This is a genomic window from Microbacterium maritypicum (assembly GCF_008868125.1).
GTDB classification, from domain to species: domain Bacteria; phylum Actinomycetota; class Actinomycetes; order Actinomycetales; family Microbacteriaceae; genus Microbacterium; species Microbacterium maritypicum.
In genome coordinates this window covers 209,374-235,054 of the sequence record NZ_WAAQ01000002.1, presented here as the reverse complement: position 1 = coordinate 235,054, position 25,681 = coordinate 209,374, and the positions used below count along the sequence as shown (strand labels likewise).

Sequence of the window (25,681 nt, the reverse complement as noted above, 5' to 3'; positions counted from 1 at the left end):
GGTCACTCCTGCTCGGCGTCCAGTGCCGCCTGCATCTGGTCGGCGAGGTCCTGGAGGCCCTCCTTCGGGGTCACCGCTCCCGACCACACCTGCGAGAGCACCTCGCTCTCGATGCTCGTCCAGGCGGAGGTGTTCTTCGACACCGGGTACGGCACGGCGTTGTCGAGGGCGTCGATGTAGACCTGCAGGTCGTACTGCGGCAGGGCGTCGACCCATGCCTGCTGCATTCCCGTGAATGCGGGGATCACGGTGCCGGTCTCGGCCTGGATCTTCGCGGCCTGCTCTCCGGAGGCGAACTCCGCGAACGCCTTGGCCTCGGCCAGGTGCGCGCTCTTCGCATTCGCGACGTTGCCGACGCCGTGGATCACGCTCTGGTTCCCCTCGACGCCCGCCGGGAGCGGGGCGACGTCGACGATGTCGCCGATGTCGGCGTTGTCGGCGTAGGCGATCGCCGCCCACGACCCGTTCTGGAACATGGCGACCTTGCCGGAGAGGAAGAAGTCCTCGGGGTTGGTATCGGTCATCTGCTCCGCCGTGGGCGAGGACCCGGCGGCGATCAGATCGGTCCACAGCTCGATGCCCGCGAGCGCCTCCGGCGAGGCGTATCCGCTCTTCGTGCCGTCGGCCGAGATCACCTCACCACCGGCCTGCGCGATGGAGTTGTAGAAGTTCTCCTGGCCGTACTGGCTGGCCGCCACTCCGAACTGGCCCTTCGCGGGATCGGTGAGCTTCGCGGCAGCGGCGGTGAAGTCGTCCCACGTCCAGTCCGCCGACGGGTACTCGACGCCGGCGGCGTCGAACAGCGCCTTGTTGTACCAGAGGGCGACGGTGTCGAAGTCCCTCGGGGCGCCGTAGAGCTTGCCGTCGTAGGTGTAGAGGTCGATCAGGCCCTGCGGGTAGTCGGCGGCGTCGATCCCCCCGTCATCGAGCGGGGCGAGCTGACCGTTCGAGGCGTAGAGCGGGAAGTTCGGGCCGTTCATCCAGAAGACGTCCGCCGCCGAGCCGCCGGTCGCGGCCGTCTGCAGCTTGGTGAAGTACTCCTTGTACGGCGTGACCTGGACGTCGACCGTGACGTTCGGGTTCTCCTTCGTGAACGCCGCGGCGATGTCCTCCATCGCCGGCTTCTGGTTCTCGTCCCAGATGGCGTAGCTGAGGGTCACGTCGCCGTCGGAGCCGCCGCCCGTCGAGGCGGAGCAGGAGCTCAGGGCGAGGACGGCGACCGCTGATGCGGCGAGTGCGCCGAGAGCGCGGCTGGTCGTACGGGGCATCGGTGTCTCCTTCGACAGGTGCACGAGTGCGGGGGGTGTTAATCGTTTAGCGTTAATCGATTAGCAAGGAGGATAACGCGACGGAACCGCCCGTCGCAACCCCGGATCAGAAGAGGGAGCCGAGAGCCAGGCCGAGGCCGGCCGCGAGCACGCCGAGCAGCAGCATCCCGATCGCATTGAACGCGGATGCCCGGCGTTCGCCGTCACGCCACAGAGCGACCGTGTCGAGCATCGCCGTGCTGAACGTCGTGTAGCCGCCGAGCAGCCCCGCCCCGAGGAGGAAGGCGGCATCCGGCAGCGCGGCGGTGACGAGCCCGAGCGCGAACGATCCCGAGATGTTCACCAGCAGGATGCCCCAGGGGAAGCGGCGTCCGGCCAGACGAGCGACCCCGAGGTCGACGAGATAGCGCAGCACCGCGCCGATCCCTCCGGCGAGCGCGGCACCGAGGAACAGCAGCGGACTCACGATGCTCTCCCGGTGCGGGGGCGACCGAGATGCAGCCCCAGTGCCGCCGCACCGAGGCCGAGCACGAGGGTGCCCACCGCGTAGACGATGGCGAGGATCGGCGCGCGCGTCCACAGGTCGAGCGTGCCCGTCATGAAGGCGCTGTACGTCGTGAAGCCTCCGAGCACGCCGGTTCCGAGCATCAGCCGCAGGTCGGCCGATGCCGGAAGACGTGCGGCCAGCACGCCGATCAGCAGCGCACCGACCACGTTCGCGATGAGCACCGCGACGGGGAATCCCCCGGTGTCCGGGAGCACGAGCCCCAGGCCGAGCCGCGCCGCCGTACCCATCGTGCCGCCGGCGGCGACGAGGAGGATGCGGCGGAAGTTCACGTCCGCCACTGTAGTCCCCGACTGGCAGTGCGCCGTTCGGATGTCAAGGCGGTGGATACCGGATCGCGAACAGCGTTGACTGACGACATGAATCCCCTGTGGAAGCTCGACCGGACACTGCCCGCCGGATCGCCCTTCGAGCCCGGAGCCCTGCACGACGTCGTGATCGTGGGCGCCGGGATCACCGGCCTCTCGACGGCGGTGATGCTCACCAGGGCCGGCCTCGATGTCGCGGTGATCGACGCGGGCGGCATCGCCCAGCTCGCGACGGGCGCGAACACGGGAAAGCTCTCCCTCTTGCAGGGCGCACAGCTCGCGACCATCCGACGGCACCACCCGGCAGCGCTCGTCCGCGCGTACGTCGACGCCAACCGCTCGGGGATGGAGTGGCTGCTCGCGTTCGCGGAACTCGCGGGAGTCCCCTTCACGCGCCACACCGATCACTCGTACGCCCAGGGTCCCGCCGGGAAGGACACCGTCGACGAGCAGCATTCCGCCGCACGCGAGGCGGGCGTGCCGGCGAGGCTGCTGCCGTCCACCGCGCTCCCCGCGACGCCGTTCCCCGTGGCCGCCGCCGTGGCGCTCGACGATCAGGTCGCGATCGACCCCGTGGCCGTGTCGGTGGCCCTCGCCCAGGAGCTGCTCGCCGCGGGCGGCACGCTCCACACCGGCGTCAGAGCGACGAGGACCAGGGCGCTGACCGGACGTGTCGACACCACGCAGGGCCCGCTCTTCGCCGACCACATCGTGCTCGCGACGGGCACCCCGATCACCGATCGCGGGCTGTACTTCGCCAAGACGCGGGGGCTCCGGTCCTATTGCGTGTCCTTCCGGGTGCCGGACGACCTCCCCGAGGGGATGTTCCTCTCCGTCGACGGACCGACGCGCTCCATCCGCCCGGTCACCGCAGCGGACGGCCCCGGCGGCGACGCGCGGCTCGTCGTGGGCGGCAACGGCCACCCGGTCGGTCGCTCGGACGGCGAGGCGGCAGCCGTGGAGGATCTCATCGCCTGGACGCAGCTGCACTTCCCCGGCGCCGAGGAGACCCATCGGTGGTCGGCGCAGGACTACGAGTCGCACGACCTCATCCCGTTCGTGGGGGCGATGCCCCGCGGCCTCGGTCGCATCCGCTTCGCGACGGGCTACGCCAAGTGGGGGCTCTCGAACGCTCCCGCCGCCGCGCAACGACTGACCTCCGAGATCCTCGGCACGCCCCGACGCGACCGCCCGAGCTGGATCACGACGATCGGCACGCGCCTGACGGTCCCCGCCGACATCCGTCGTGGGGCCGTGGAGGGCGGCAAGGTCGCCACGGCACTCGTCTCCGGTTGGGCGGATGCCGAAAGTCGCCGCACCCCCGTCCCCCAGCCCGCCGAGGGTGAGGGTGTGGTGGCGAATCGGGCCGGGCGCCCGGTCGCCGTCTCCACCGTGGACGGTGTGACCCGCGCCGTCAGCGGCGTGTGCCCGCACCTGGGCGGGGTGCTCGCCTGGAACGACGCGGAGTGCTCCTGGGACTGCCCGCTGCACGCCTCCCGCTTCGATCCGGACGGCACGCGTCTGGAGGGTCCGGCGCTGCGGGACCTCACCCCGCTGTCGCCGACGGACCCGGAGTGATGTCGCCGGCGGGAGGGGCACCGTCCCACCCCTGCTGCGGCGTGTCGCCGTTCTCTCGGAACACGTACTGCGACACGAGCTTGCGCTGACTGCTCGACCAGTCGATGGCGGGTCGACGCTGCTCCGGCGGCAGGTAGCCCAGCCGATAGACGGCCATGAGCTCGAGGTCGTCCGGCACCCGCAGCAGCTGGACGATCTCCTCCCAGCGCCCCGGAACCTCCATCGGGAACGAGATGAACTGGATGCCCATGCCGAGCTCGACCGTGGTGAGCCAGACGTTCTCCATCGCCGCGCCCATGCTGAACATCGAGTAGAACGAGGAGAGCTGTCCCGGCCGGTACTCGCTGCGGTCGAGCATCACGCCCAGCAGCAGCGGTGATCCCGCGACGAGCTTCCGGTTCTCGGCGCCGAGGGTCTTCGGCACCCCGAAGGTGTTCATCAGCGTCTGCCCGCGCTTGGTGAACACCTGACTCGTGAACGGCCGAAGAGCGGCGGGCAGCTTGTCGAACAGCATGCCGCTGCGCTTCTCCTCCATCTCAGCCTGGCTGAAGCGGAAGTAGGGCTTGTAGCGCTCGAAGAACGTGCCGTTCGACATCGCCTCGGTCATGCTCTCCCCCGAGATGCGGGCGATCTGCTCGATCGTGTCGCGACTCTCGATCACGACGAACCGCCAGGGCTGACTGTTCAGCTGCGAGGGGGCACGCCCTGCGGCCTCCAGGAGGATGCGCTGGTGATCCTCGGAGACGGGGTCGGGCAGGAAAGCGCCGTTCGTGGTCTTGCGGCGTCGGATGGCATCGAGCAGTTCCATACGTTTCACTTCCGGTCGGCGGCGGATCGCGAGAGCACCAGCCCCGCGACGATGAAGGGAGCAGCGGCGAGCGCGACCAGCGGGTGCCGTCGGGTGTGAGTGCCGAGGTAGGGGATCGCCGCGAGGGGCACGGCCGCGGGCAGCAACGCGAGAGCGGCACGGCGCCCGGCGGTGCGGGGACCCCGCGACCAGCCCGCCACGAGGGCGGACACAGAGGTCGCGCACGTCGCGATGTACAGCGCGTGGTGCAGCCAGCGGAAGCGACGGGTGTCGATCAAGCGCAGGGCGACGGATGCTCCGAGCGCGACGTTCACGGCGTAGGCCGTGGCCGCAGCGATGAACAGTCCCGTCGATCCTGGGTCGTCGCGCCGTCTCATGGCATGACCCTACGCCCGGACCCGGGCGACGACCTCCCCCTTGCACCCGAGTGAGGCGGTCCGGTACGCGCTGTGCCCGGACGGAGAAGCCCCCTCGTGCGCGAGATCGCACACGAGGGGGCTTCTGCCGTCGAGCCCGGAGCTACAGGTTGCCGTCCGCGTAGACCCGAAGCGCGTCGCGGACGAACTCGGCGCCGTGCGTGCCTCCGGATGATGTCGCGTAGTTCGCACCGAAGCTCGGGTCCGCGACGTACATCTCGCCGAGCCCGATCACGTACGCCTTGACGTCACCGCCGGAGGCGGCGGCAGGTGTACCCGGGATGCCCGTGAGCCACTCGACGTGACGCCGAGCGACCTCCTGGGCCGCGGGGGACGCCGGATCGATGCCGCTCTCCGCCGCGGCGATCCAGTCGCGCCCGAGGTCGGACACGCGCCGCTGCCAGTCGGTGCGCTCGGCGTCGGTCATCCCCCGCCACCAGCTGTCGCCGTCGGCGTACGCCTTCTCGCCCCAGCGCTCCTCGACCTCCTGCTTGTAGCGGGTGTGATCGAAGCCGTCGAACATGTTCTCTGCCATGAGGTTCTCACCTCCTCTCAATGCCGTGATGGTGGATTCGACCGACGCGATCTGCCGCGCCAGCCGGGTCTGCTCTTCGCGCAACAGCGCGAGATGGGTCTCGAGTGCCGTCGCCTCGCTGCCGGCGCCCTCGCCGACCGATGCCGCGCCGAGCACCTCCGCGATCTGCGGCAGTCCGAGTCCGAGCTCGCGCAGCAGCAGGATGCGCTGCAGACGCACGAGCGCCTGCCCGTCGTAGTGCCGGTAGCCGTTGTGGGCGATGCGCGACGGCGGCAGCAGACCGATGTCGTCGTAGTGCCGCAGCGTGCGGCTGGTGGTGCCGGCGAGGCGGGCGATCTCCTGGATCGACCAGTCCTCCTTCTCCATCGCTCCTCCTTCCTTCGTGCTCTGCGTGGTGTTGTCTTGAACTCTAGAAGTTGACGTAGCGTCAAGGTCAAGACGATCGCCGGATTCATGTCAAATTGATTGAAAATAAACAGGTCATTCTGTATGTTTCTGATCAGGCGTCACACGACGCCTCGACCGGAAGGAATTCAATGAAGAATCGATCCAAGGCCCTCACGGGGGCCGTACTGGCAGTGGGGCTCATCGTGGCCGGCGCCACCAGTGCACAGGCTTTCAGCGGCAGCCGCAGCGTCACCCTGCCGGGTACGAACATCAATCTTCAGGCGAACGCCTGGAGCCAGAGCGTGTTGAGCGGGGGTCGAGCCGACTTCGCCACGTCATCGAAGGCGACCGTCAACGGAAGCGCCAAGTCGGTTGCCACCATCAAGAACACCGCGACGATCGAGGCGCGAGGCGTCAATGCATCGATCTCGGTGCCGGGGGGAGTGAGCGTCGGGGGGTCGGCGTCCGCGAAGTCTCTGAGCTGGACGAACAACAACGCCTGGATCTCCGACCTCGGCGGCACGGCTTCGTACTCCGGGCTGACAGTCTCGGTGCACGCGAACAGCGCAGCTTTCGCGGTCCATCAGGGCGTGAAGAACTACGTCGACGTTTGGTCGTGGTAGACCTCACGCGTACGGTGGCCTCGGGTCAAGACCCGAGGCCACGACGCGCGGGGGCCGTCCCCGCGATCGTTGCTCTCACGGCGACACTGATCGGCTTGACCGGCTGCACATCTGCGGAGGACGAGCGGAGTGCCACGCAGGCCGATACATATGAGTACGTCGACCGCTTGAGAGGCGTCAATGACCTGGCGCACGCTTCGCTCGAGCTACCTGCAACTGCGACGCTCGCCGGGGTCGCAGCCATCTCCATGAGCCAACGGTACGTTGGGGCTGAGCCCGAGCCGATGGATGACGTCGAACTGAGGCGGCTCGCCGACCGCTCGCCAGAGGATGCTCCGGCGATCTTCTCCCAACTGTGCGAGATCTCATCCGGAGATTCCCGGAAGGCCCGCAGCGCTCTCTCGCCTGACGCCGCCGCCGCCCTCGACGCGCTCTCTGCGAAGGACCTACCGTCTATCGATGACGAGGACGCGGCCGTGTTGGCAGCCGACGTGTTGAGCGCAATGGCCTGTCGCGACGGAGTGGCCGCGGCCGCTGTGCCACACGACATCCGTGACAGACTGCAGCAATCCGTCGAGAGCTTTCCGTTGCCGTTCGTTTCATTGCAGCATCAGGGGCTCCTCGCGGAGTCCTCCTCGCCGACGGTGGCCCCCGAGGACATAGAGCAGCTTCAGTCAGAAATCGCGTCGGAAGGATGCACGCAGTGGCGACAGGCGTGGGCCACCGCCGCGTCACGAGCAGCGACGCTTCCCGACACGATCATGCAATGCGCGGAGAGCACGACGACGGAGTTGAACGACCCGACGGTGCTGTACTACTTCGTTTCCGCTCATATGCCGCCCGCCGTGCTGTCCGGCATTCTCGAGCACAACGCCGCTGCAGTGTCCGACTGGAGCCGCGTCGACGCGGTGTTCAGCACGGCGGCCGACGAGCCGACAGGACTGGGGACCGTCGCGGCGACTCGCGACGCGGTTACCCTCCTGAAGACGCGGGGGATCGATACGCCTCCGGATTGGATCGCGGAGGGTCTCGCAACGGCCTTGGAGGGCGACCCCCTGGCATGGTCCGACGCGGGCTCGGCCAGCGACATCCTGTATCTGTGCGAGTCCCTGGCCAGTGCATGCCCCGCGAGCGTGATCGAAGAGGTCCGCAGCACCGTGATGGCAAGCATCGAAGATCTGGGCATTCCGACACCCGGCGATGACCTGTCGACGGCGCGGATCCTCGAAGCGGCTGCCGTTGCCGAACTCGAACTTCCGGGCTGCACGCCCGAGACGGTGGACCAATGGGCCCAGGACGCTCCGTTGTCGCTCGCGATGCTCGCCATGTCTCAGAAGGAGTGCTGGGAGACTTTGTCCTTCTCCAAGCAGGACTATATCGACGACGCGTCCGCTGCCATGCAGACGACGGATTTCCAGTCGGCGGCCGGCTACGTGATCCTCCACGCGCTAGGCACCGATGGCAGCGGCGACAGCGAGATGCGCGACGCTGTGTCGGCGAGCCTCGACGGCCTTATCGCGTTGATCGATGAATCAGAGGGGACCGGGTATGTCACCAAGGCGCGCCCACTGCCACTGGAGTTGCTCCGTGCACGAATTGAGAATTGGACCGAGTGATCGATGCTTCAAGCTGAAGATGTGAGCTACCGATACCCCGGGAGTGCGCGCGGCATCTCCCATGTCAATCTGCAAGCGCACGCCGGCAGAGTCACAGCGCTGGTCGGACCATCCGGCTCCGGGAAGTCCACGATCCTCGCCTGCCTGGCCTCCGTGCTTCGGCCTGATTCGGGCCGCGTCACGTGGAACGGAACCGACACCTCCGCCGCCGGATCGCGTGCGTTGATCACGCAGAACAGCTCACTCTTCGAAGACCTGTCTCTGTGGGAGAACGTGGCTCTGGCGTTCGGCCCACCTCGACGCGCCTCGAAACGGCGCGCCGTCGCGGTTCTCGAAGGTCTCGGAATGCACGAGCTGGCGGACTCAGCTCCCTCCGCGCTGTCTCTCGGCCAGCGCCAACGAGCGGCCATCGCCGCGGCCATTGCCCAGGACGCGGACGTGATCCTCGCAGATGAGCCCACCGGAAGCCTGGATGAGGCGAACGGTCGGCGGGTGATGGCTGCGCTGAGAACCATCGCCGACCGAGGAAGCGCGGTTCTGATCGCCACCCACGACCCTCAGGTGATGAAGCTCGTCGACGCCGTCGTGACGCTCGAATCCGAGGGTGGAGAGCTGTGAGTTTTCCCCGCCCCAGCCAGTGGTTCGCCCTCTCCGTGCGCCGGCGATTCTCGACCGCCCGAGACTTGGTTCTCCCCGTCGCTTTCGCGACGCTCGTCCTGAGCGCCATCTTGACCCCGGTGGCCGTGCTCTCGGGATTCGTGAGGGCGCAGGAGGTCTCGAGCACAGCACTGACACAAGTTGACGTGACGCCGGCCGCAGGCGCGGAGGACCAGATCGGCGGCATCACATCGAAAGACATAGAGCGGATGGCGGCGATCTCTGGAGTCGTGGACGTTCTTCCGAATGCGTCAGTGGGGATCTACGCCGCCGACGGCAGCACGTGGGCCCTCACCCTTCATGTGCTGAACCCGGCCAATCTCCCACCGGACCTGCCTGAAGCTGCAGCAGGCGAGGTCGTCGGCGACGGGATCGTGGTTCCGGACAAAGCCGACGGATCGGACCTGTCTGCTCTCGTCGGCGAAGCGGTTCCCGTCGCGTACACGCGGATGACGGGCGACAGCACCGGCGAGTTGAGCGAACGCGAGGTGCATTTCGTCGCGTCCTATGAATCGACCTGGCAGGGCTATGGTCCCGGAGTCGCCCTCGCATCCGAAGATCTGGTGCTCGAGCTCCTGGCGGCGCGGGGAGGCTTGCCTGCCGACGATTATCTTGCGACTGTCGGATTGACGGCGGTCACCGTGACCTCCGCATCGTCCGACGAGGTACCGCAGGTCACTGCCGAGCTCCGGGATCTGGGATTCACCGCCGTGCCGGTGGGCGACCGACTCGGAACTCTGCCGGGGATCTTTGCGATCTTCCCGCAGATCCTCCTGGTCGCCGCATGCGGGAGCGCCGTCCTCCTTCTGCTCCAGCTCTCTCGTGCTGTGCGCGGTTCCCTGGAACGCAGAGCCCCGGAGTTCGCACTCCTCCGGATCCACGGGTGGACATCCCGCGACGTCAAGCACCTCATCGCTCTCGACGTCGCGGCCGGCAGCCTCGCCGGTGCGTTCGGCGGTGCGCTGGCGGGCGTGTCGATCGGCGCGTTGCTCGTCGTCGCGCTCGTGCCCGGTGTCGCTCCGCCATTGGTTCTCACCGGCGCGCTCGCGGTGCCTGTCCTGGCACTGGTCGTGGCCCTCTTCTGCCTCGTCGTCTCCGTCGTCGCCTCACGGCGGGCCTTGAAGACCGATCCGTTCATCACCGTCATGTCGAGGAGCAGATAGTGGCACCGACGATCACGACCGAGGATGGCGCCATCGACAGGTCGACGGTGCACCGATCGTCATCTGACTCCGTGCTGCCCACGGGGTTCATCGACAACGGTGCGGACTTCGCGATCACGTTGAGAAGACCCCCTGATCAAGTCTTCGCGGGCGACCGCTTCGATTCACTGTTTCTCGCTGAGATGATCCGACAGTCGACTATCATGATCTGTCACCTCGGGTATGGCGTTGCGCCTACCCAGCAGTTCATCATGCTGGGGCTCGGCTTCGAGATGACGAGCCCGCAGCGGCTGAGCACCCGACTGAAGGCGCGAGCATGGGCGGAGTCGCCGAGGTTCGCCGCGGATGGGCAGCTCCGGTCCACGCGGATCCGCTTCGAGTTCAACGATGAACAGGGAAGCCTCGCGTCAGGGTACGGCGATGCGCGCATCGTCGACAGCTCCACCTATCGACGCTTCCGGGGTGCGCACGCAGATGCGCAGCCGTCGTCCGGACGTCCGGCGAGCAACATCCGTGCGAGCCAGATAGGAAGACACTCCGAGATCGACGTGGTCATCCGGCAAGTAGACGACGAGACCACACTCGATGTCGACGGGCACCACCCGTTCTACTTCGATCATCCACTCGACCACGTCCCGGGGGTTGCCGTGATAGAGGCATTCCGACAGTCGGTCGCTGCGCTCACACGCTGCCCCACCGCCGAATTCGAGACGTTCGACGCCGTCTACTCAAGCACCGTCGAGTTCGGCACGGAAGCCCTCCTCGACGTTCGCCCTCGTCCCGGCACACGGGATGTCGAGTTCATCATCGTCCAGGACGGAAGGCATGCTGTCTGCGCCTCCGCGAAGCTGCAGACGAGTCCCTCAACCAGTATCTCCGAAGATCCGGTCCGCCTCATCGATGAACTCGACTCTGCGGTCGGTGTGTGACACGGCCTTCACCAGGACATGCCACATCTCGCCGACGCGTCCCCTGAGATCAGCCCGCCCCGTGAGCGTCTCGGACACCAACTGAATCCCGGTGAAACTGGGAATGATGAAACGGGAAAGGACCTCTGGGGGAATCTCGCCGTTCGTCTCCTTGTTCGCATCGGCTGCACGCGCGAGCTCAGTGAAGAGCTCGAGCCAGTCGAGGTAGGGATCCGTGACGGGTCGGCTGAAGATGGAAGAGTCCGTGGTGAGCCGAACCCCGGCACGCACAATCTCTTCGTCCGTCAATCGTCGCGCGAGGTCCTCGCAGAGCAGCATCATCTGCGTGATGGCCGGGCGCTCCACCGAGAGGATCTCGGCGGCGGCCTCACGCACGATACGGTGCTGTTCGTCGACCAGAGCTCGAGCGACATCTTCCTTGGAGCGAAAATGAAAATAGAGCGCGCCCGCAGTCACTCCGGCGGCGTCCGTGATTTCCCCGAGCGTAGCGTTGGCGTATCCCGACCGACGGATCGCCACCGCGGCGCCTTCGAGTATTCTCCGTCGAGTCGTGCGCGCCCGTTCCTGCATCAGGTCTCCAGGTGTTCAGGGGTCGTCAGTACTCTACCGTCCGCCGGTGCCGCCCGTGCCCGCCGATGAGCGGCACCGGTTCGCTTCCGTCGACGGCAGAAGTGGCACTGATCGGGAGCAGCGGATTCATCGGCAGTCACACCAAGGCCGCCCTGGCCGAACAGGGCGTCACCGTCCGGACGCTCTCGCGGCGTGAGATCGGACCGGCGGGCCGCCCCGTCGACATTCGAGACGCTCGCGAACTCCGGCTGGCTTTGACGGGCGCCACGGCAGTCGTGCACTCAGCCTCCTATATCGGGAGCGACTCGAGCCTGTGCAGATCGATCAACATCGACGGCACGCGCAACGTCGTTCGAGAATGGCAGGAGAACGCCCACGGGCCACTGGTCTACGTCAGCACCGCTGCGGTATACGGCGATCACCGATTTCACGATCTGGTCGAAGGCGCTCGAGAGCCCGCGCCGCGAACGGTCCGCAGTCAATCACGTCGCGAAGCAGAACTCATCGTTCTCGACGCAGGCGGAACGGTCGTACGACCGCATCTGGTGCTCGGCCACGGAGACCGTTGGGTTGCTGACGGAATCCGCGATCTCCTGACCAGATTCGGCTCGCTGGGAGACGCGGGTTCGGCGCGCCACACCGCGATCGAGGTCACGCTTCTGGGACGCGTACTCGCCGAGCTCGCTGTCAGCCCGCGGCGGTGGCCAGCGGAGGTCTTTCACGCCGGGAACGCCGAACCCATCACGGTGTCCGCGTTGATCGATCTGCTCGGCGTCCCGGCGCCAGGGCCACGGAGTGACGCTGCAATCATGACGGATATCGCGACGCATCCCGCCTATCGCTTCCTTGCCGCCGATCGACACTTGAATGTCGACAAGCTCGCCCAGGTGTACACGGGGAGCCTCACCTCGCCGTTCTCACTCGCGCCCTCGTCTGCCGCGTGGTACCTCTCCCGCTCGTGACGTCGGGCACCAGGGTTCGTCGCCGCGGAGCACTATCTCCCAGACACCCTTGACAGGATCGAGATATATCGTGTTATTGTGGCAACACACGATATATCGTGACCCTCAACCCAGGAGAAGCAGACATGACCGAGAAGTGGCTCATCGCCCCCGGCGAGGAACGCGTCATCGACATCGAATCCGTCACCCGCCTCAAGGTGGGCCTCGTCGGCGGACAGGTCGACATCATCGCCCACGACGAACCGGGCATCCGCATCGAGGTGCACGGCGTCACCACCAAAGACCTGCGCGTCGAGGCGCACGACGGCGAGGTCGAGATCGACCACCCGCAGCTGGGTTGGGACAACTTCCTCGAGGTGTTCCGCAACTTCGGCTCCGGCGGCCCCCGCGCCGAGGTGAGCGTGGCGGTCCCCCGCGCGATCGCCCTGAACCTCGGCGTCGTCAGCGCCGGCGCGCTGGTCTCCGGACTCCGCAACGACGCCAGGCTCAACACCGTGTCCGGCGACATCATCGTCGACACCCTGATCGGCGACCTCACGGTCAACTCCGTCTCCGGCGACGTGCAGGTGCGCGGCCTCACCGGCTCGATCACCGCGAACAGCGTCTCAGGCGACGTGGCCGTCACAGGCACCGTGCGCCGTGCGACCGTCGACATCGTGTCCGGCTCCACTCTGGTCGATGCCGCGGGCGACGTGAACACCATCAACGTCAACTCGGTCTCCGGCGGCACCACCGTGCGCCTCGACGAGTCACTGGCCGCGAACTACGTCATCCGGTCCCTGAGCGGACGCCTGCTGATCGACGGCGTCGAGCGCAGCACCTCGGGCCCCAGCAACTACACCGGCACGACCGGAGAGCTCGCCGGACGATTCGTCGACCTGCGCGCGAACTCCGTCTCGGGCGGGGTTACCGTGCTCCGTCGCACCCCGGCATCGATCACGGAAGACGAGGAGTGGGAAGCATGAGCCCCGCCGTCTTCTCCCACGGCGACCTGCGCCTGTACCTGCTCTCGCTCCTCGCCGAGGCGCCGCAGCACGGGTACGGCATCATCCAGTCGCTCACCGATCGCACCGGCGGCACCTACACGCCCAGCGCCGGCACCATCTACCCGCGACTCGCGAAGCTCGAGGAGGAGGGCCTGGTCACCAAGACCGTCGACGGTCGCACCACGATCTACTCCATCACCGATGCCGGCAGGGCAGAGCTCGCCTCTCGCGAGGGCGACCTCGCCGGCATCGAGGCCGGGCTCACCGACTCGGTACGCCTGATCGCGAGCGAGGTGCGACAGAGCGTGCAAGACGCGATGAAGAGTCTGCGCGCCGACCTGGCCGCGGCAGAGAAGGGCGAGCGCGCGGCGGCGAAGAACCGGCCTCGTACGGCGACCGACGATTCCCGTCTCGTCAGCCGCGAGGAGATGCACCGTGCCGACGCCGTGATCAACGCCTTCCGAGCCAGGGTGCGCACCGACCTGCGCACCCATATCGCCAAGGGCGGCACGCTGTCGCCGTCGGTCGTGACCGAGCTCGAGACGGCACTGGACACTGCGGCACGCGGCGTGACGGTCGCCCTGAGCGCTTCCCGGTCGTGAGCGGGTCGACCCGCGCCGCAGCGTCTCCGCGGCCGGAAGAGACCCCACCCCGGACAGAGCCTTCCTCTCCGATGACGCAGCCGTCGCTCGGCGCCGCGCCGGTCTTGCACCCCGCACCGTCGGCACGACGTCACGGCATCGTCATCCACAGGGGGTGACATACACAGAAGAGGCCCCGCAGGCGATACGCCTGCGGGGCCTCTTCTGTGTTCGGAACCGCCCGCTACTGCTCGGGCCAGATCTCTTTCTGCTCGTCCGGCACCGACTCGCCGAGCGGCACGACCAGGATCGAACGATGCTGTCGGTGCGCAAGACGTGCGGCGACCGATCCGGTGAAGAACTCCCTGATCGACTCGCCGATGCCGCGTTTGCGCGTGCCGACGACGATCAGCTGGGCGTCGAGCTTGTTGGCGAGCTGCTTGATGGCCAGGGCCGGGTCACCGACCAGCTGCCGAGCCGTCCAGGTGATGTCGGTCCCCGCCAGAAGTCGGGCGGCCGTGGCCTCGACCGCCTCGAACTCCGCGGCGCCGGCGTCGAAGTTGATGTCGATCGGAGCCGAATGGACGTAGCCGTCCGGGTCCTCGTACGTCACGAAGCGCGTGACGTCGACGTGCGCGACGACCAGCGGCGCGCTCAGCAATCGCGCGTAGCGGACAGCCTCGTCGATCACGTGCCGATCCTGGTCGACCTGCATGCCGACGATGACGGCTTTCTGCAGCGCCGCGTTCTGTGCGGCCTCGTCGGAGGGAGTAGAGGTGTTGTCGGTCATGGAGATCGTTCCCTTCACCTGCCTGGCGTCGGCCAGAGGGTCTTACCCGCGTGCTATTCTGAATGCTACTCTTACCGGCTTTAGACCGGTGTCGTGAAAAATGCCGCGGGCCTTCAAACCCGCCGCTTAACTCGTGAGGGGGTCTCGCGCATGGGCCGTGGCCGTCAGAAGGCGAAACACACCAAGATCGCCCGCGAACTCAAGGCGTACAGTCCGTCGGTGAACTACTCCGCTCTCGAGCGCGAGTTGGCTCACCCGACCGACGAAGACGCATATGTCGACAAGTGGGCCGATGACTATGCCGACGAAGACGAGGACGAACTAGAGAAGGCCTGACCGCCCCTCTGTTCGTCACACCCGCACGTGGTGCGGGTGTTTCGTCGTGGCCTGGTGCCGAGGAGACAATCTCGGCACCAGTGCTTCATTCGTCGTGCGCGGGGTTCGGCAGCTGAGAGGATCTCCTCATGGCACGCGTCGTCTCCCTCTATCGCCACCCGATCAAGGGGCTCACTCCCGAGCACCGCGACTCCCTGACCGTGCACCCCGACGGCAGAGTCGCCGGCGACCGCGTGCTGGCGTTCCGATTCGCGGATGCCGCTGAGCCGGAGCACCGCGACGGCGTCGATCACTGGCCCAAGGCCAAGGGACTCGCCCTGCAGGACTTCCCCGGTCTCGCCGCGCTGCACACCCGCTATGACGACGAGACGCGGCGCATCCGCATCGAGCACGCCGGCGCGACTCTCGTGGAGGCCGACCTCGACGCACAGGGACGGCGCGATCTCGCGGATGCTCTCTCCGAGTTCGTCCTCGCGACCCCGGAGGGGCGCCGCCTTCGTCGGCCAGGCCGGCTCCCGCTGGTGCTCGTCGGCGACGGGCAGACGCCTCGCTTCCACGACCGCGCGCGCGGCTACGTCTCGGTGCATGGCCGAGGCAGCGTCCGCGCACTGGGAGAAGCGCTCGGGATGGGCATCGACGACCGGCGCTTCCGCTCGAACATCGTGATCGACGACGCCGCTGCGTGGCAGGAGCTCGCGTGGACCGGCGAGGTGTGCATCGGCGATCTCACCTTCCAGACCGCCGGTCCCATCGTGCGCTGCCTCGCGACCCATGCGAATCCCGACACCGGCGTGCGCGACGCGAAGGTGCTCACCACTCTCACGGGAGCGCTCGCGCAGCAGGAACCGACCCTCGGACGCCTGCTGCTGCCCGGCTGGACGCCGTCGGATGACGGCTCGACCCCCGGCGGCGGAGTGATCCACGTCGGTGACGAGGTCCGCGCGCACCTGGCGTGATCCTCGAGTGCCTCGACGAGGTATGTCAGCGCTCCCTTTCAGCGGCACGAGTGCGGCTGTGTTGTGATCATCCCGGGGTTGTGAGCGCAAACATTTTCTGATTTGATGTGCATGTGATCGACGGCGCCTCGGCGTCACTCCCCCGCCCAGGGCGATCCGCAGGAACATGACCTCAAAGAGGAGAACAGCATGGCAATCACCCCTCGCTTCACCCGCACTGCCGCGATCGTCGCGGTCGGCGCGGTGTCGGCCTTCGGCCTCGCCGCCTGCTCATCCGGCGATTCCGGTGACAGCGGCGCCAGCGGCGAACCCATCACGATCGAGTACCTGCACCGTCTCCCCGACGGCGAGGGCATGACGCCGGCGTCCGAGATCGTCGACCGCTGGAACGCCGAGCACCCCGACATCCAGGTGAAGGCGACGAAGTTCGACGGCAAGTCGAGCGACATGATCCTCAAGCTCGAGACCGACGTGAAGGCCGGCAACGGGCCCTGCCTCGCACAGACCGGCTACTCGGAGGTGCCGCAGCTGTTCGTGAAGGGACTGCTGCAGGACGTCGCCGATGAGGCCAAGAAGTACGAGGACAACTACTCCGCCGGAGCCTTCAGCGGCATGAAGGTCGGCGACGCCATCGTGGGCCTCCCGCAGGACACCGGCCCCCTCGTCTACTTCTACAATGAAGCCGAGTTCCAGGCGCTGGGCCTCGACGCACCGAAGACGCTCGACGACCTGACGGCTGACTCCGCCACGGCCGCAGCCGCCGGCAAGTACGTCACGGCCTTCACGCCCGACGAGGCGCAGAACTGGCTCTCCGCCCAGTCGGCCGCGGCGGGCGACACCTGGTTCACCACCGCCGGCGACGAGTGGAAGGTCGACGCCGAGGGAGCAGGCTCCGAGCGCGTCGCCGCGTTCTGGCAAGGCGTCCTCGACGGCAAGCAGACCCTCGCGACCGAGCGGTGGGGCGAGGGCTTCACCGCCGCGCTCAACGACGGCAGCCTCATCGGCCACATCGGGGCCGCGTGGGAAGCCGGGTTCCTCCTCGACTCGCTCGACGGCACGCCGGCCGAGGGGCAGTGGCGCGTCGCCCAGCTCCCCGACTTCGGCGCAGGCGCCATGAGCGGCCCCGACGGGGGCTCCGGCGTCTCGGTGATGAAGGGGTGCGAGCACCCCGCCGAGGCCATGGAGTTCAACGACTGGTTCAACACGCAGGTCGACGACCTCGCGTCGCAGGGCCTCGTCGTCGCCGCCAAGGGCGAAGTGGAGACCCCCGAGAAGATGCTGCGTCAGTTCGGCGGCCAGGATGTGCTCGCCGAGCTCGCCACCGCGACCGGAGATCTGAACCCCGACTTCCCGTATGCACCGGGCTTCTCGACGCTGTCGAAGATGAACGAGACCGCCGCGGCAGCCGTCGCCGGCACCGCATCGGTCGCCGACATCTTCACCACGGCTCAGGACACCGCGGTGTCCTCGCTGAAGGACCTCGGCCTCCCGGTCGCGGAGTGAGTCGACGAGAAGGCATCATCGGATGATCGACGGCGGAGTGCACGCGCAATCGTGCACTCCGCCGTCGTCTTGACATCGAGAGGCGACACCATGGTCACAGTGACCGAAACGCGAGGTGCGGCACCGGCGCCGACAGCGCGCATACCCGCGGGCCCCACCCGCCGGCGCCGGTTCGGGACCCGACGCGAAGGCCTCACGGGATGGCTGTTCATGACGCCGTTCGCCGTGCTGTTCGTGCTGGTCTTCCTGGTGCCGATCATCGTCTCGATCCGCTCGTCGTTCTTCGCGCAGGTGCCGGCAGGGGATGGACTCTACGGCGGCGGCGAGCTCGTCGACACGTTCGTCGGGCTCGAGAACTTCGTCACCGCCGCGACCAACGGAGCCTTCTGGACCGGCATGGGGCGCGTGGTCCTCTACGCGGCGCTGCAGATCCCCGTGATGATCCTCGTCGCCCTCGGACTCGCGTTGCTGCTGGACTCGTTCATCGTGCGTCGCCCGACGCTGTTCCGCCTCTCCTTCTTCCTCCCGTACGCGGTTCCCGGCATCATCGCGGCGATGATGTGGCTCTATCTGTACACACCGGAGGTGTCGCCCTTCCTGCCGTTCCTCCCCGAAGGCACCGACTTCATGGCGCCGGGCACGATCCTGTTCTCGATGGCGAATATGACGACCTGGACGTACACGGGCTACAACATGCTCATCTTCCTGTCGGCGTTGCAGGCCGTTCCGCGCGATCTGTATGAAGCAGCCCGCCTCGACGGCGCCTCCGGCTTCCAGATCTCGATGCGCATCAAGGTGCCGCTGGTGCGGGGAGCCGCACTCCTGGCGGTGCTGCTGTCGATCATCGGCACCATCCAGCTGTTCAACGAGCCGGTGGTGCTGCAAGCCGCGAACTCGTGGATGGGCAAGGACTTCACCCCCATGATGCTCACCTACAACACGATGATGGGCGAGATCTCACCGTCCGGCAGCGGTCCGGCATCGGCCTACTCGCTGCTCATGGCTCTGATCGCGGGTGTGCTCGCGATCGTGTACGCGCTGCTGCAGCGCCGGAAGGGCGACGCATGACCACCACGCGCCTCATCACCACCGAAGCATCCACACGTCGACGCCCTCGCCGTCCGCGCGATGTGGATGCCCCACCGCCCTCGATCGCGCCCACCCCGCTCGCGCGTGCGTTCGGCATCATCGCGCTCGTCATCGCCACGCTGTACTTCCTGGTGCCGGTGTACTGGCTCATCGTCGCCTCGACGAAGAACAACACCGACCTCACCTCGACCTTCGGCTTCTGGTTCGCCGGCTGGAACCTCGACACCAACTACGACAGCCTGATGAGCTGGACGCAGGGACTGTTCTGGCGCTGGGTGGGCAACTCGATGCTGTACTCCGTGAGCGCAGGCGTCATCGGCACCCTGTTCGCCGTGATGGCCGGCTACGCGATCGCGAAGTTCGCGTTCCCCGGCAAGCGCATCGCCGTGGGCGTGATCATGGCGGGGCTGCTGCTCCCCGTGGCGCTGCTGACCGTCCCGCTGTACATCGAGTTCCAGGCCCTCGGACTGACCAACACCGTCTGGGCGATCATCATCCCGTCGGCGGTATCGCCGTTCGGCGTCTTCCTCGGCATGGTCTACGCGCAATCATCGGTGCCGACCGAACTGCTCGAGGCCGCCCGCATCGACGGCGCCGGCGAGGCGCGCATCTTCTTCACGATCGTGATGCGCCTGCTGGGTCCGGCGATGGTGACGATCTTCCTGTTCATCTTCGTGGCCACGTGGAACAACTTCCTGCTGCCGCTCATGATGATCTCGAGTCAGGATCTGAAGCCCGTGACCCTCGGCCTCTACGGCATGGTGAGCTACTTCGCCCCCGACAAGGGCGCGGTCATGCTGGGCGCGCTGCTCGGAGTGATCCCGCTCGTGCTGCTGTTCTTCGCCCTGCAGAAGTACTGGCGCTCCGGCCTCGCCGCCGGCGCAGTGAAGGGCTGACCCTTCAACCGGAGTCCCCTGGCACCTCGACAACGCAATGACCGGAGGCCGCGCGCGCGAGCCTTCGGTCGTGCGTGACCAACGGGCAACCGAACACGCTTGCGAGCGCGACATAGGCCGCGTCGTAGGCCGTCACGTTCTGGCGGAGCGCCAGAATGCGCGGGATGAGGGGCAGCGTGGGGTACAGCTCGACCTGCAGCCGCGAGAGGTCGACGGCGGCGGTCTCGAGCGCGTCATCGGTCAGCTCGCCTCCACGGTTCAAGCCGCGCAACGCGGATGCCACCTCGACGGGAAGCAGATCGGGAGCGAGCAGCACCTCATCGGCCAGTCGCCGGTGAAGTGAAGAGCTCGAACCGACGTTGCAGAGCGCGTCGACCACGACGGAGGCGTCGACGACGATCATCGGTCGTCTCGCCCCTCTCTGATCGCCGCGACGATCGCCTCCGGCGAGATGACCGGTGCAGCAGGTCTCTCCGCGAGAGCGCCCAAGAGTTCAGGAACGGTGGGGCGGGACGCGAGGAGCGCCAGCTCAGATGTCAGGTACTGCTGCAGCGACTGCCCCCGTGCTTCCGCGCGTGCCGCGAGGACCGAGTGGATCGTCGGATCGAGGTCACGGATCAGCACGTTGGGCATGCTTTCAGTATGCATGCGTTCCTCTCGTTCGGCTATGGGGACCATCTTGATTCCTCGCGTGTTCTCGCCGCACGGCACGGGGGTGGCGCACCGGAGAATCGGGAGAACCCGATACCGGGCCCTGTCGTGCAGGAAGCCGCGTCCGCGCGTGCAGCAGAACGGCCCGGAGGATTCCCCTCCGGGCCGTTCTGCATCAGCGGATCAGCTGTGGCGGCGCCTCCGCAGCCAGAGGCCCAGACCGAGACCCATCGCGAGCAGGGCCGCGAGAGCCGCACCAGCCCAGATCGCCCCCTCCGCGCCGGTGGTCGCCAGGTTGCCGCTTCCCGCCGCCGCAGTGACCGCGAGGTCGCCGCGCGCCAGCTCGACACCCTGCGCGTCGGTCGCGACGAGCGCGTGTGCACCGGCGGGTGTCGCCGCGGGGATCGTGACGGTCGCCACGGCCTCACCGTCGGCAGACATGGTCAGCTCCCCGATGCGCACCGGCTCGGAGTGCAGCCAGAGCTGCACCAGAGCGTCGGGCTCGAAGCCGCTCAGCTGCACGGTCAGGGTCGCCCCGGCCGCCACAGATCCGATGGAGGGGGTGACGGTCGCCTTTTTCCCCGGCTTCGCCTTCTCGACCTTCACCGAAGCGCTGGCCAGCTCCGCACCCGCCGCATCCTGCACGATCACTCGGTGCTCTCCGAGCTGCGTGTTCGCCGGGATCAGCAGACGCGTCGTCAACGCGCCCTTGGCGTCGACCGCGGCATCCGTCAGCTTCACATCGTCGAGCCAGACCGACACCGTCGTTCCCGGGCCGAAGCCCGTGAGCGCCATGCCCACCGTCTCCCCGGCACGCACCGCGTCGGCGTCGAGTCCGAGCTTCGGATCGATCACCGGGTTGCAGTCGCTCAGGTCGTCGTCGGGACGCGTCTCGGGTGCGTGACCGTCCTGAGGGGCCGACGAACCGTACACGGCCATCTCCGCGACGGCCGCGAACTGCGTCCCCGAGATCGACGAGGTGGCGGTCACCCGGATGTAGCGGGCCGTGGTCTCCGCGAAGTCCACGTCCTGCCACTCGGCGGCGTTCTTCCACTCTCCCGAGGCGACGGGGGTGTACGTCTGTCCGTCGGTCGACACCGCGACCTCGTAGCCCTTGATCGGACCGTTCTGGTTGGCACCGCGGCGCAGGTACGAGATGCCGTCGACCTGCTCGGCGGCGCCGAGGTCGAACGTCACAACGTGCGGGTACGACGTCGCCGCCGAACTCCACCGACTGTGCCAGAACGTGCCGGCGTTGCCGTCGAGCATGTTCGCGGCCGCACCGTCTTCACCCGACGTCTCCTCGGAGCTCGCCGTCACGGAGATCTGCGAGTTGGGGATGCGGGCTCGCGAGGACACCGACACCTCCTGGGTGGTGGTGACCGAGCGCACATCGCAGTCCGCGAGGTACGTCGCGGCGATCCCGATGCCGACGGTCGTTCCCGCTGCCGCGGCCGGTGCGGTGACCAGCCAGGTGGTCTCCACACTGTCGCCGGCCGCGACCTCGCCGAACAGGTTCGACGAGCCGTCGGCGACCTCGACCGCGTAGCCCTCCGGCACCTCGAGCTGCACGCCGATGTTCTCGACGGCGATGGACTCGCTGTTGGTGAAGGTGGTCGTGAACGCGGTCTGCGCACCGGGGCTCAGCACACCCGCTTCGCCGGACACCGTCGCGCAGGGAGTGCCGCCGGTCGTGGGGCCGAGGTCGGTGACCGTGAAGTCGTCCAACACGAAGTCCACGTCCGGTCCCCCGACGCGCTCGAGTCCCACCCAGGTGTAGTCGCCGCATCCGACGATCACGTCCTGCGTGAACTCCGTCGTCTCCAGCGCCTGCGTGATCCCGGTGCGGCTGAGCGTGGTCGAGGTGACCGTGCCGCCAGACACCGCGTCGGTTCCGGTCAGCCAGCGGTACGCACCGCTCGCTCCGACCTGGTAGTCGAACCCGATGCGGTAGGAGTGTCCCTCCTGCAGCGGAACGAGCGTCGGGTCGGTGCGGTAGACGACTCCGTTGTTCTCGGAGTGCGACATGAGCGAGTGATCGCCGTTGAGCGTCGTGTCCACCGCGAGCCCCGCGAGGGGGCCGGCATCGAACGGCTTGGCGGTGTTGCGCCAGTCGCTGCTCGCATACGGGTCGTGCCGGCGCGAGATGCTCGTGCGCGGGTCGTCGATGCCGTTGGCGTCGCCCTTCACGAACGGCCCCCAGCCGGCCTCGTTGCCCTCGAAATCGTTCGAGTACACCGTGCCGGCCGCGAACGGCGCCGTGGTGTCGGCCGAGACGCGGGCATTGTCGATGCGGACCTTCGCGTCACCCGCGACGGCACCGATGGAGACGGTGACCTCACCGGATGCCGGAGCCAGGAACGACGTCGAGCCGCGCTGGTAGTACTGGCCCGCCTTGGAGTCGGCGCGCATGTAGTTGTACGTCGGCGAGAGGTTCCAGGTGCGCGTCACCGCGCCGGAGCCGGTGTCGACCGAGACGCTCACGTCACGGGTGGCGGTGGGGTCGATCTGCACCTGCGCGGAGAACGCGTACCGCTGCCCGGGAGTGAGTCCGGTCACCGTCTGCGAGATCGACGACGCGGATGCACCGAGAACGGCGATGTTGTCGCCCCGGGAGTCGTTCTTCGCGCTGCCCAGGTCGGTGCGCTCGATCGTCACATCCCCCTGCGGGTTCCAGACATCGAGCGAGCCGGAGTTGAACCCGGGGTCGTCGAGGCCGGCGTCGCGGTACTCGACGGCCGCACGCTGCGCACCACCCTGGGGCACCACCACGTAGGCCGTTCCCTTTTCTGCGCTGAGCGTCAGCTCACCGCCTGCCGCGTTGACCGTGCCGATCTTGACGCGCCCCTGGTCGCCGAGCTCGAACACGTCGAAGGCGGTGTTGCCGAGGAAGGCCTCGGTGAGGCCGAACGTCTTGTCTCCCCCGGAGGCCGAGTAGAAGTACATCTTGTCGGCGTCGACGGGCGAACCGGAGTCCTCGTTGGACTCCAGCGACTGCCACGGCAGCAGGTACGAGTCGCCGCGCAGCACCGTGGCACCGTCCATCGTGATGACCCTGGTGCTGCCGTCCATGCGCACCGCCACGTCGTCCGTCAGGGTCGCCGCGGCGCCCGCCTCGTAGGTGAGCAGGTCGAAGTGCTGCAGGAACTTGGTCGGCAGGCTCTGCTTCCAGATGTTGTCGACGAAGCCGTCCCAGTTGCGGTTTCCGACCCAGCCCTCGGCGTCGATCAGTCGCTGCTGGCCGAGCAGGGCGTCGTCGTTCCAGACGTCGGTCTGCCCGTTCTGGATGAAGCGCACCATGGTGGAGTTGATGCCCTTGTTGTCCTTGCCTCCGTAGGCCAGGTCGTTCGGCCAGTGCGACCAGACCGTGCTGTCGACGAACTTGTCGCCCCACTCGGTCGCGACCTCGAGGTCCATGCCGTTCAGCTCGTCCGCGAGCTCTTCGGCGACCCACCCGTTGGAGTAGTACACGTCGATGTAGACGCCGCTGAGGCCGGGGACCTCGTCGCGCAGCTGCTGGAAGCGGTCGAGCACCCGTCCGGTTCCGAGGTCGGTCTGCTGGTTGATGTAGTACGACTGGTCGAGCCAGTTCCAGCCCGGCTTGTACGGGGGCGTGCCGTCGAGGATCGCGGAGTCGAAGGCGTTCGCCTGCGGATACATCTCGGTGGCGTTGACGTGCACGCTCATGTCGGCGTTGAGCTTCGCGCCCTCGTCGACGAGGTTGTTCAGGTCGGAGAGGCCGCCCGCGCGCTCGTTGTAGTTCCCGCCGTAGTCGGTGTTCGCCGAGTCGTGGCCTTCACTGCCGTAACCCTTGTTGAGCACCCACTGGCCGAGACCGTCCGTCTGGTTCGCGATGCGCTTGGTGTTGTCGAGCACCAGGTCGAAGTAGTTCGTCGCGCTGGAGGCGAAGTTGAAGGGAATGCGGCTGACCACGCGCTCGGCGACCCGGTCGGCTCCGAGACGCGGGGTGTCGACCTCGCGGTAGCGGATCGCGGCATCCTGCCAGTCGACCCTCGCGTCGGCGTTGCGGTCGGCGGCGAGGAGGACGGTCACCTTGGGCAGGGCGTACGTCGTCACCCGGCTGTCGACGGCGGTGGTCGGATGGATCAGCCAGGCGCTGGAGCCGATCTCGGCCGTGCGTCCTGCGGCCTCGGTCACACGGGTGGTCAGGCGGGTGTTCCACGATGGGGTGCCGCCGGAGGCCTGGGTGGTCGCGTTGGTGATCACGCTGCCCACGAGAGCCCCGTTGCCGAGGAATGCGAAGGCCGCACCCTTCTGCCCGGTCGCCGTCGATGCGTTCACCGCGATGTGCTCATCGGCGTTCTTCGTGCTGTCGGGGCTGATCACCGTGCGATCGAGCACCGACCCGGCATCCGCGGCACTCGCGGAGAGGAAGGCGTTGTCGGGGAGACCGAGCGTGGTCACGGTCGCCGTGCCCTCGACCGCGGTGACCTCGAACCCGACGGTGCCGTCCTTCGCGACGCGGATGCTGCTGCGCACGGTGACGTCGATGCCCGTCAGCGTCGACACGTAGTCGATTCCGGTGGCCGACGGCGTCGAAGTGGTCTGCGACGCGTAGGCGGTGCCGTTGACCGACCAGGTCTTCGCCGAGGAGCGCTGGCCGGCGATGCTCTCACTGCCCACTCGGTACCCGGTGATGCGGGGGAACTCCGTCGAGACGACAGCGGTCGTGCCGCCGTCGGCGATCTCGACCGTCTCATCGGTGTCGGGGATCTCGGGCTCGGTGACGATCGGCGGCAGCTGCTCGTCGGAGAGGATCTCGATCTCGCCGGCCCCACCCCCCGTGGTCCCCTGCGCGTCGATCACGAGCAGGGCCACGTATCGGCCATCCTTCGCGGTGTCGAGCGTGATGCGCTGCTTCTCGTCGTTCGCGGTCGGCGCATGAAGCGTCGCCGTTCCCGAGGCTGCGCCCCACCCGCCCTCCGCAGGCGAGTTGCGCGCGACATCGGGATCATCGCTCACGTAGACCTCGACCGTCTTCGCGGCGACGCCCTGCCCCCTCTTGACCGAGTAGTCGAGGGCCTTCACCGAAAGCGACCGTTGCAGATCGACGACGATCCAGTGCGGGAACGGGGCGTTGGCGGAGTACCGCGATGTCCACTGCGTCGCGAAATCTCCGTCGAACGCGCCCAGCGCCGTGCCGTCGAGGGACGGCGGAGCCGGATAGGGGTCCGACTCGCTCGACACCGCGTGCAGGCGGTAGTCGGCCTTGGGGACCGGGATCAGGTCGGCAGCCTGCGCGGCTGGCGCCTGAGTGAGCACGCCACCGAATGCGAGCGCCGTCGCCAGCAGGGAGCTGAGGGCGACGGCGGTGCGGGGCGGTCGGGAAGGTTTCGACACGTCTTGCCTCTCGGTCGGGGTGACGCCGGGAGCACAGACGCTCCGGTGCGTCGCAGATGATCATCGACAACCCTCATCGATGTTTGCGCTATCACAATATGCGCACGATGGCCTTAAGATCAAGGCTTTTCACTGAGCGAGCGCAAA

Annotated in this window: 25 protein-coding genes; 14 read left to right on the top strand and 11 right to left on the bottom strand. The window is 67.6% G+C overall.

What is annotated here, in order from left to right; genetic code table 11:
- Positions 1-2: 2 nt before the first annotated feature.
- The 3 genes from F6W70_RS11885 to F6W70_RS11875 all read right to left on the bottom strand — a co-directional run bounded on the left by F6W70_RS11885 (position 3) and on the right by F6W70_RS11875 (position 2,105).
- A complete protein-coding gene (locus F6W70_RS11885; protein WP_055876621.1) occupies positions 3-1,268 on the bottom strand; it encodes an ABC transporter substrate-binding protein in 1,266 nt (421 codons plus the stop codon).
- Positions 1,269-1,374: 106 nt separating this feature from the next.
- The gene (locus F6W70_RS11880; protein ID WP_055876617.1) at positions 1,375-1,734 is read right to left on the bottom strand and encodes a fluoride efflux transporter FluC; all 360 of its coding nucleotides are present in this window, start codon (positions 1,732-1,734) and stop codon (positions 1,375-1,377) included.
- Positions 1,731-2,105 carry a fluoride efflux transporter FluC gene (locus tag F6W70_RS11875; protein WP_318278879.1) on the bottom strand — a complete coding sequence of 125 codons (375 nt, stop codon included), beginning with the start codon at positions 2,103-2,105 and terminating at the stop codon, positions 1,731-1,733. The genes F6W70_RS11880 and F6W70_RS11875 overlap by 4 nt, the downstream gene beginning before the upstream one ends.
- A gap of 87 nt (positions 2,106-2,192) precedes the next feature.
- On the opposite strand from F6W70_RS11875, the gene F6W70_RS11870 reads away from it, so the two are divergent.
- Positions 2,193-3,719: an FAD-dependent oxidoreductase gene (locus F6W70_RS11870; protein WP_151486824.1), complete on the top strand. Its 1,527-nt coding sequence runs from the start codon at positions 2,193-2,195 to the stop codon at positions 3,717-3,719.
- Here the strand turns inward: F6W70_RS11870 and F6W70_RS11865 are convergent.
- The 3 genes from F6W70_RS11865 to F6W70_RS11855 all read right to left on the bottom strand — a co-directional run bounded on the left by F6W70_RS11865 (position 3,688) and on the right by F6W70_RS11855 (position 5,844).
- Positions 3,688-4,527, bottom strand: a complete 840-nt coding sequence (locus F6W70_RS11865; RefSeq protein ID WP_151486823.1) for a nitroreductase family protein — start codon at positions 4,525-4,527, stop codon at positions 3,688-3,690. The genes F6W70_RS11870 and F6W70_RS11865 overlap by 32 nt on opposite strands.
- A gap of 5 nt (positions 4,528-4,532) precedes the next feature.
- Positions 4,533-4,904: a hypothetical protein gene (locus F6W70_RS11860; RefSeq protein ID WP_055869455.1), complete on the bottom strand. Its 372-nt coding sequence runs from the start codon at positions 4,902-4,904 to the stop codon at positions 4,533-4,535.
- Positions 4,905-5,046: 142 nt separating this feature from the next.
- Positions 5,047-5,844 (bottom strand): MerR family transcriptional regulator, encoded by a 798-nt coding sequence (locus F6W70_RS11855; protein ID WP_151486822.1) that lies wholly within the window; start codon positions 5,842-5,844, stop codon positions 5,047-5,049.
- A 170-nt stretch (positions 5,845-6,014) separates the two neighbouring features.
- On the opposite strand from F6W70_RS11855, the gene F6W70_RS11850 reads away from it, so the two are divergent.
- From F6W70_RS11850 to F6W70_RS17825, 5 genes are all read left to right on the top strand, one after another.
- Positions 6,015-6,488 (top strand): hypothetical protein, encoded by a 474-nt coding sequence (locus F6W70_RS11850; protein ID WP_055869451.1) that lies wholly within the window; start codon positions 6,015-6,017, stop codon positions 6,486-6,488.
- A gap of 95 nt (positions 6,489-6,583) precedes the next feature.
- Positions 6,584-8,104, top strand: coding sequence for a hypothetical protein (locus tag F6W70_RS11845; protein WP_151486821.1), 1,521 nt, complete (start codon positions 6,584-6,586; stop codon positions 8,102-8,104).
- Between the two features lie 3 nt (positions 8,105-8,107).
- Positions 8,108-8,722 (top strand): ABC transporter ATP-binding protein, encoded by a 615-nt coding sequence (locus F6W70_RS11840; RefSeq protein ID WP_055869444.1) that lies wholly within the window; start codon positions 8,108-8,110, stop codon positions 8,720-8,722.
- Positions 8,719-9,924, top strand: a complete 1,206-nt coding sequence (locus F6W70_RS11835) for an FtsX-like permease family protein (RefSeq protein ID WP_151486820.1) — start codon at positions 8,719-8,721, stop codon at positions 9,922-9,924. The genes F6W70_RS11840 and F6W70_RS11835 overlap by 4 nt, the downstream gene beginning before the upstream one ends.
- Complete coding sequence (locus F6W70_RS17825; protein ID WP_170287907.1) at positions 9,924-10,853, top strand: AfsA-related hotdog domain-containing protein; 930 nt, start codon at positions 9,924-9,926, stop codon at positions 10,851-10,853. Before F6W70_RS11835 ends, F6W70_RS17825 begins: the two co-directional genes overlap by 1 nt.
- Here F6W70_RS17825 and F6W70_RS11825 read toward each other — a convergent pair.
- On the bottom strand, positions 10,788-11,423 hold the full coding sequence (locus F6W70_RS11825; protein WP_082531492.1) for a ScbR family autoregulator-binding transcription factor: 636 nt from the start codon (positions 11,421-11,423) through the stop codon (positions 10,788-10,790). The genes F6W70_RS17825 and F6W70_RS11825 overlap by 66 nt on opposite strands.
- Positions 11,424-11,488: 65 nt before the next feature.
- Between F6W70_RS11825 and F6W70_RS11820 the strand changes: the two genes are divergently transcribed.
- The 3 genes from F6W70_RS11820 to F6W70_RS11810 all read left to right on the top strand — a co-directional run bounded on the left by F6W70_RS11820 (position 11,489) and on the right by F6W70_RS11810 (position 13,973).
- A complete protein-coding gene (locus F6W70_RS11820; RefSeq protein WP_082531491.1) occupies positions 11,489-12,385 on the top strand; it encodes an NAD-dependent epimerase/dehydratase family protein in 897 nt (298 codons plus the stop codon).
- 125 nt (positions 12,386-12,510) lie between these two features.
- On the top strand, positions 12,511-13,350 hold the full coding sequence (locus F6W70_RS11815; RefSeq protein ID WP_017831342.1) for a DUF4097 family beta strand repeat-containing protein: 840 nt from the start codon (positions 12,511-12,513) through the stop codon (positions 13,348-13,350).
- Complete coding sequence (locus F6W70_RS11810) at positions 13,347-13,973, top strand: PadR family transcriptional regulator (protein ID WP_055869430.1); 627 nt, start codon at positions 13,347-13,349, stop codon at positions 13,971-13,973. Before F6W70_RS11815 ends, F6W70_RS11810 begins: the two co-directional genes overlap by 4 nt.
- Positions 13,974-14,196: 223 nt before the next feature.
- Here F6W70_RS11810 and F6W70_RS11805 read toward each other — a convergent pair whose 3' ends face one another.
- Positions 14,197-14,742, bottom strand: a complete 546-nt coding sequence (locus F6W70_RS11805) for a universal stress protein (RefSeq protein ID WP_055869427.1) — start codon at positions 14,740-14,742, stop codon at positions 14,197-14,199.
- A gap of 150 nt (positions 14,743-14,892) precedes the next feature.
- Here F6W70_RS11805 and F6W70_RS11800 point away from each other — a divergent pair, with 150 nt between their 5' ends.
- The 5 genes from F6W70_RS11800 (at position 14,893) to F6W70_RS11780 (ending at position 19,522) form a co-directional block, all read left to right on the top strand.
- Positions 14,893-15,078, top strand: a complete 186-nt coding sequence (locus F6W70_RS11800; RefSeq protein ID WP_017204296.1) for a DUF3073 domain-containing protein — start codon at positions 14,893-14,895, stop codon at positions 15,076-15,078.
- A 128-nt stretch (positions 15,079-15,206) separates the two neighbouring features.
- Entirely contained in the window at positions 15,207-16,034 is an 828-nt protein-coding gene (locus F6W70_RS11795; protein WP_151486819.1) for an MOSC domain-containing protein, read from the top strand.
- Between the two features lie 189 nt (positions 16,035-16,223).
- Complete coding sequence (locus tag F6W70_RS11790) at positions 16,224-17,537, top strand: ABC transporter substrate-binding protein (RefSeq protein WP_151486818.1); 1,314 nt, start codon at positions 16,224-16,226, stop codon at positions 17,535-17,537.
- Between the two features lie 90 nt (positions 17,538-17,627).
- Complete coding sequence (locus F6W70_RS11785) at positions 17,628-18,605, top strand: carbohydrate ABC transporter permease (protein ID WP_127481699.1); 978 nt, start codon at positions 17,628-17,630, stop codon at positions 18,603-18,605.
- Positions 18,602-19,522, top strand: a complete 921-nt coding sequence (locus F6W70_RS11780) for a carbohydrate ABC transporter permease (protein ID WP_055869419.1) — start codon at positions 18,602-18,604, stop codon at positions 19,520-19,522. Before F6W70_RS11785 ends, F6W70_RS11780 begins: the two co-directional genes overlap by 4 nt.
- A 4-nt stretch (positions 19,523-19,526) precedes the next feature.
- Here the strand turns inward: F6W70_RS11780 and F6W70_RS11775 are convergent, their stop codons facing one another.
- The 3 genes from F6W70_RS11775 to F6W70_RS11765 form a co-directional block, all read right to left on the bottom strand.
- Complete coding sequence (locus F6W70_RS11775; RefSeq protein ID WP_151486817.1) at positions 19,527-19,925, bottom strand: type II toxin-antitoxin system VapC family toxin; 399 nt, start codon at positions 19,923-19,925, stop codon at positions 19,527-19,529.
- The gene (locus tag F6W70_RS11770) at positions 19,922-20,155 is read right to left on the bottom strand and encodes a FitA-like ribbon-helix-helix domain-containing protein (RefSeq protein WP_151486816.1); all 234 of its coding nucleotides are present in this window, start codon (positions 20,153-20,155) and stop codon (positions 19,922-19,924) included. The genes F6W70_RS11775 and F6W70_RS11770 overlap by 4 nt, the downstream gene beginning before the upstream one ends.
- Before the next feature lie 201 nt (positions 20,156-20,356).
- A complete protein-coding gene (locus F6W70_RS11765) occupies positions 20,357-25,534 on the bottom strand; it encodes an endo-alpha-N-acetylgalactosaminidase family protein (protein ID WP_151486815.1) in 5,178 nt (1,725 codons plus the stop codon).
- Between the last annotated feature and the right edge of the window lie 147 nt (positions 25,535-25,681).

Bases quoted from the DNA above. Each gene is read 5' to 3' on its own strand.
- F6W70_RS11885 (WP_055876621.1), bottom strand. From the start codon at position 1,268: ATGCCCCGTACGACCAGCCGCGCTCTCGGCGCACTCGCCGCATCAGCG.
- F6W70_RS11870 (WP_151486824.1), top strand. From the start codon at position 2,193: ATGAATCCCCTGTGGAAGCTCGACCGGACACTGCCCGCCGGATCGCCC.
- F6W70_RS11865 (WP_151486823.1), bottom strand. From the start codon at position 4,527: ATGGAACTGCTCGATGCCATCCGACGCCGCAAGACCACGAACGGCGCT.
- F6W70_RS11860 (WP_055869455.1), bottom strand. From the start codon at position 4,904: ATGAGACGGCGCGACGACCCAGGATCGACGGGACTGTTCATCGCTGCG.
- F6W70_RS11855 (WP_151486822.1), bottom strand. From the start codon at position 5,844: ATGGAGAAGGAGGACTGGTCGATCCAGGAGATCGCCCGCCTCGCCGGC.
- F6W70_RS11850 (WP_055869451.1), top strand. From the start codon at position 6,015: ATGAAGAATCGATCCAAGGCCCTCACGGGGGCCGTACTGGCAGTGGGG.
- F6W70_RS11840 (WP_055869444.1), top strand. From the start codon at position 8,108: ATGCTTCAAGCTGAAGATGTGAGCTACCGATACCCCGGGAGTGCGCGC.
- F6W70_RS11825 (WP_082531492.1), bottom strand. From the start codon at position 11,423: ATGCAGGAACGGGCGCGCACGACTCGACGGAGAATACTCGAAGGCGCC.
- F6W70_RS11820 (WP_082531491.1), top strand. From the start codon at position 11,489: ATGAGCGGCACCGGTTCGCTTCCGTCGACGGCAGAAGTGGCACTGATC.
- F6W70_RS11815 (WP_017831342.1), top strand. From the start codon at position 12,511: ATGACCGAGAAGTGGCTCATCGCCCCCGGCGAGGAACGCGTCATCGAC.
- F6W70_RS11810 (WP_055869430.1), top strand. From the start codon at position 13,347: ATGAGCCCCGCCGTCTTCTCCCACGGCGACCTGCGCCTGTACCTGCTC.
- F6W70_RS11805 (WP_055869427.1), bottom strand. From the start codon at position 14,742: ATGACCGACAACACCTCTACTCCCTCCGACGAGGCCGCACAGAACGCG.
- F6W70_RS11800 (WP_017204296.1), top strand. From the start codon at position 14,893: ATGGGCCGTGGCCGTCAGAAGGCGAAACACACCAAGATCGCCCGCGAA.
- F6W70_RS11795 (WP_151486819.1), top strand. From the start codon at position 15,207: ATGGCACGCGTCGTCTCCCTCTATCGCCACCCGATCAAGGGGCTCACT.
- F6W70_RS11790 (WP_151486818.1), top strand. From the start codon at position 16,224: ATGGCAATCACCCCTCGCTTCACCCGCACTGCCGCGATCGTCGCGGTC.
- F6W70_RS11785 (WP_127481699.1), top strand. From the start codon at position 17,628: ATGGTCACAGTGACCGAAACGCGAGGTGCGGCACCGGCGCCGACAGCG.
- F6W70_RS11780 (WP_055869419.1), top strand. From the start codon at position 18,602: ATGACCACCACGCGCCTCATCACCACCGAAGCATCCACACGTCGACGC.
- F6W70_RS11775 (WP_151486817.1), bottom strand. From the start codon at position 19,925: ATGATCGTCGTCGACGCCTCCGTCGTGGTCGACGCGCTCTGCAACGTC.
- F6W70_RS11770 (WP_151486816.1), bottom strand. From the start codon at position 20,155: ATGCCCAACGTGCTGATCCGTGACCTCGATCCGACGATCCACTCGGTC.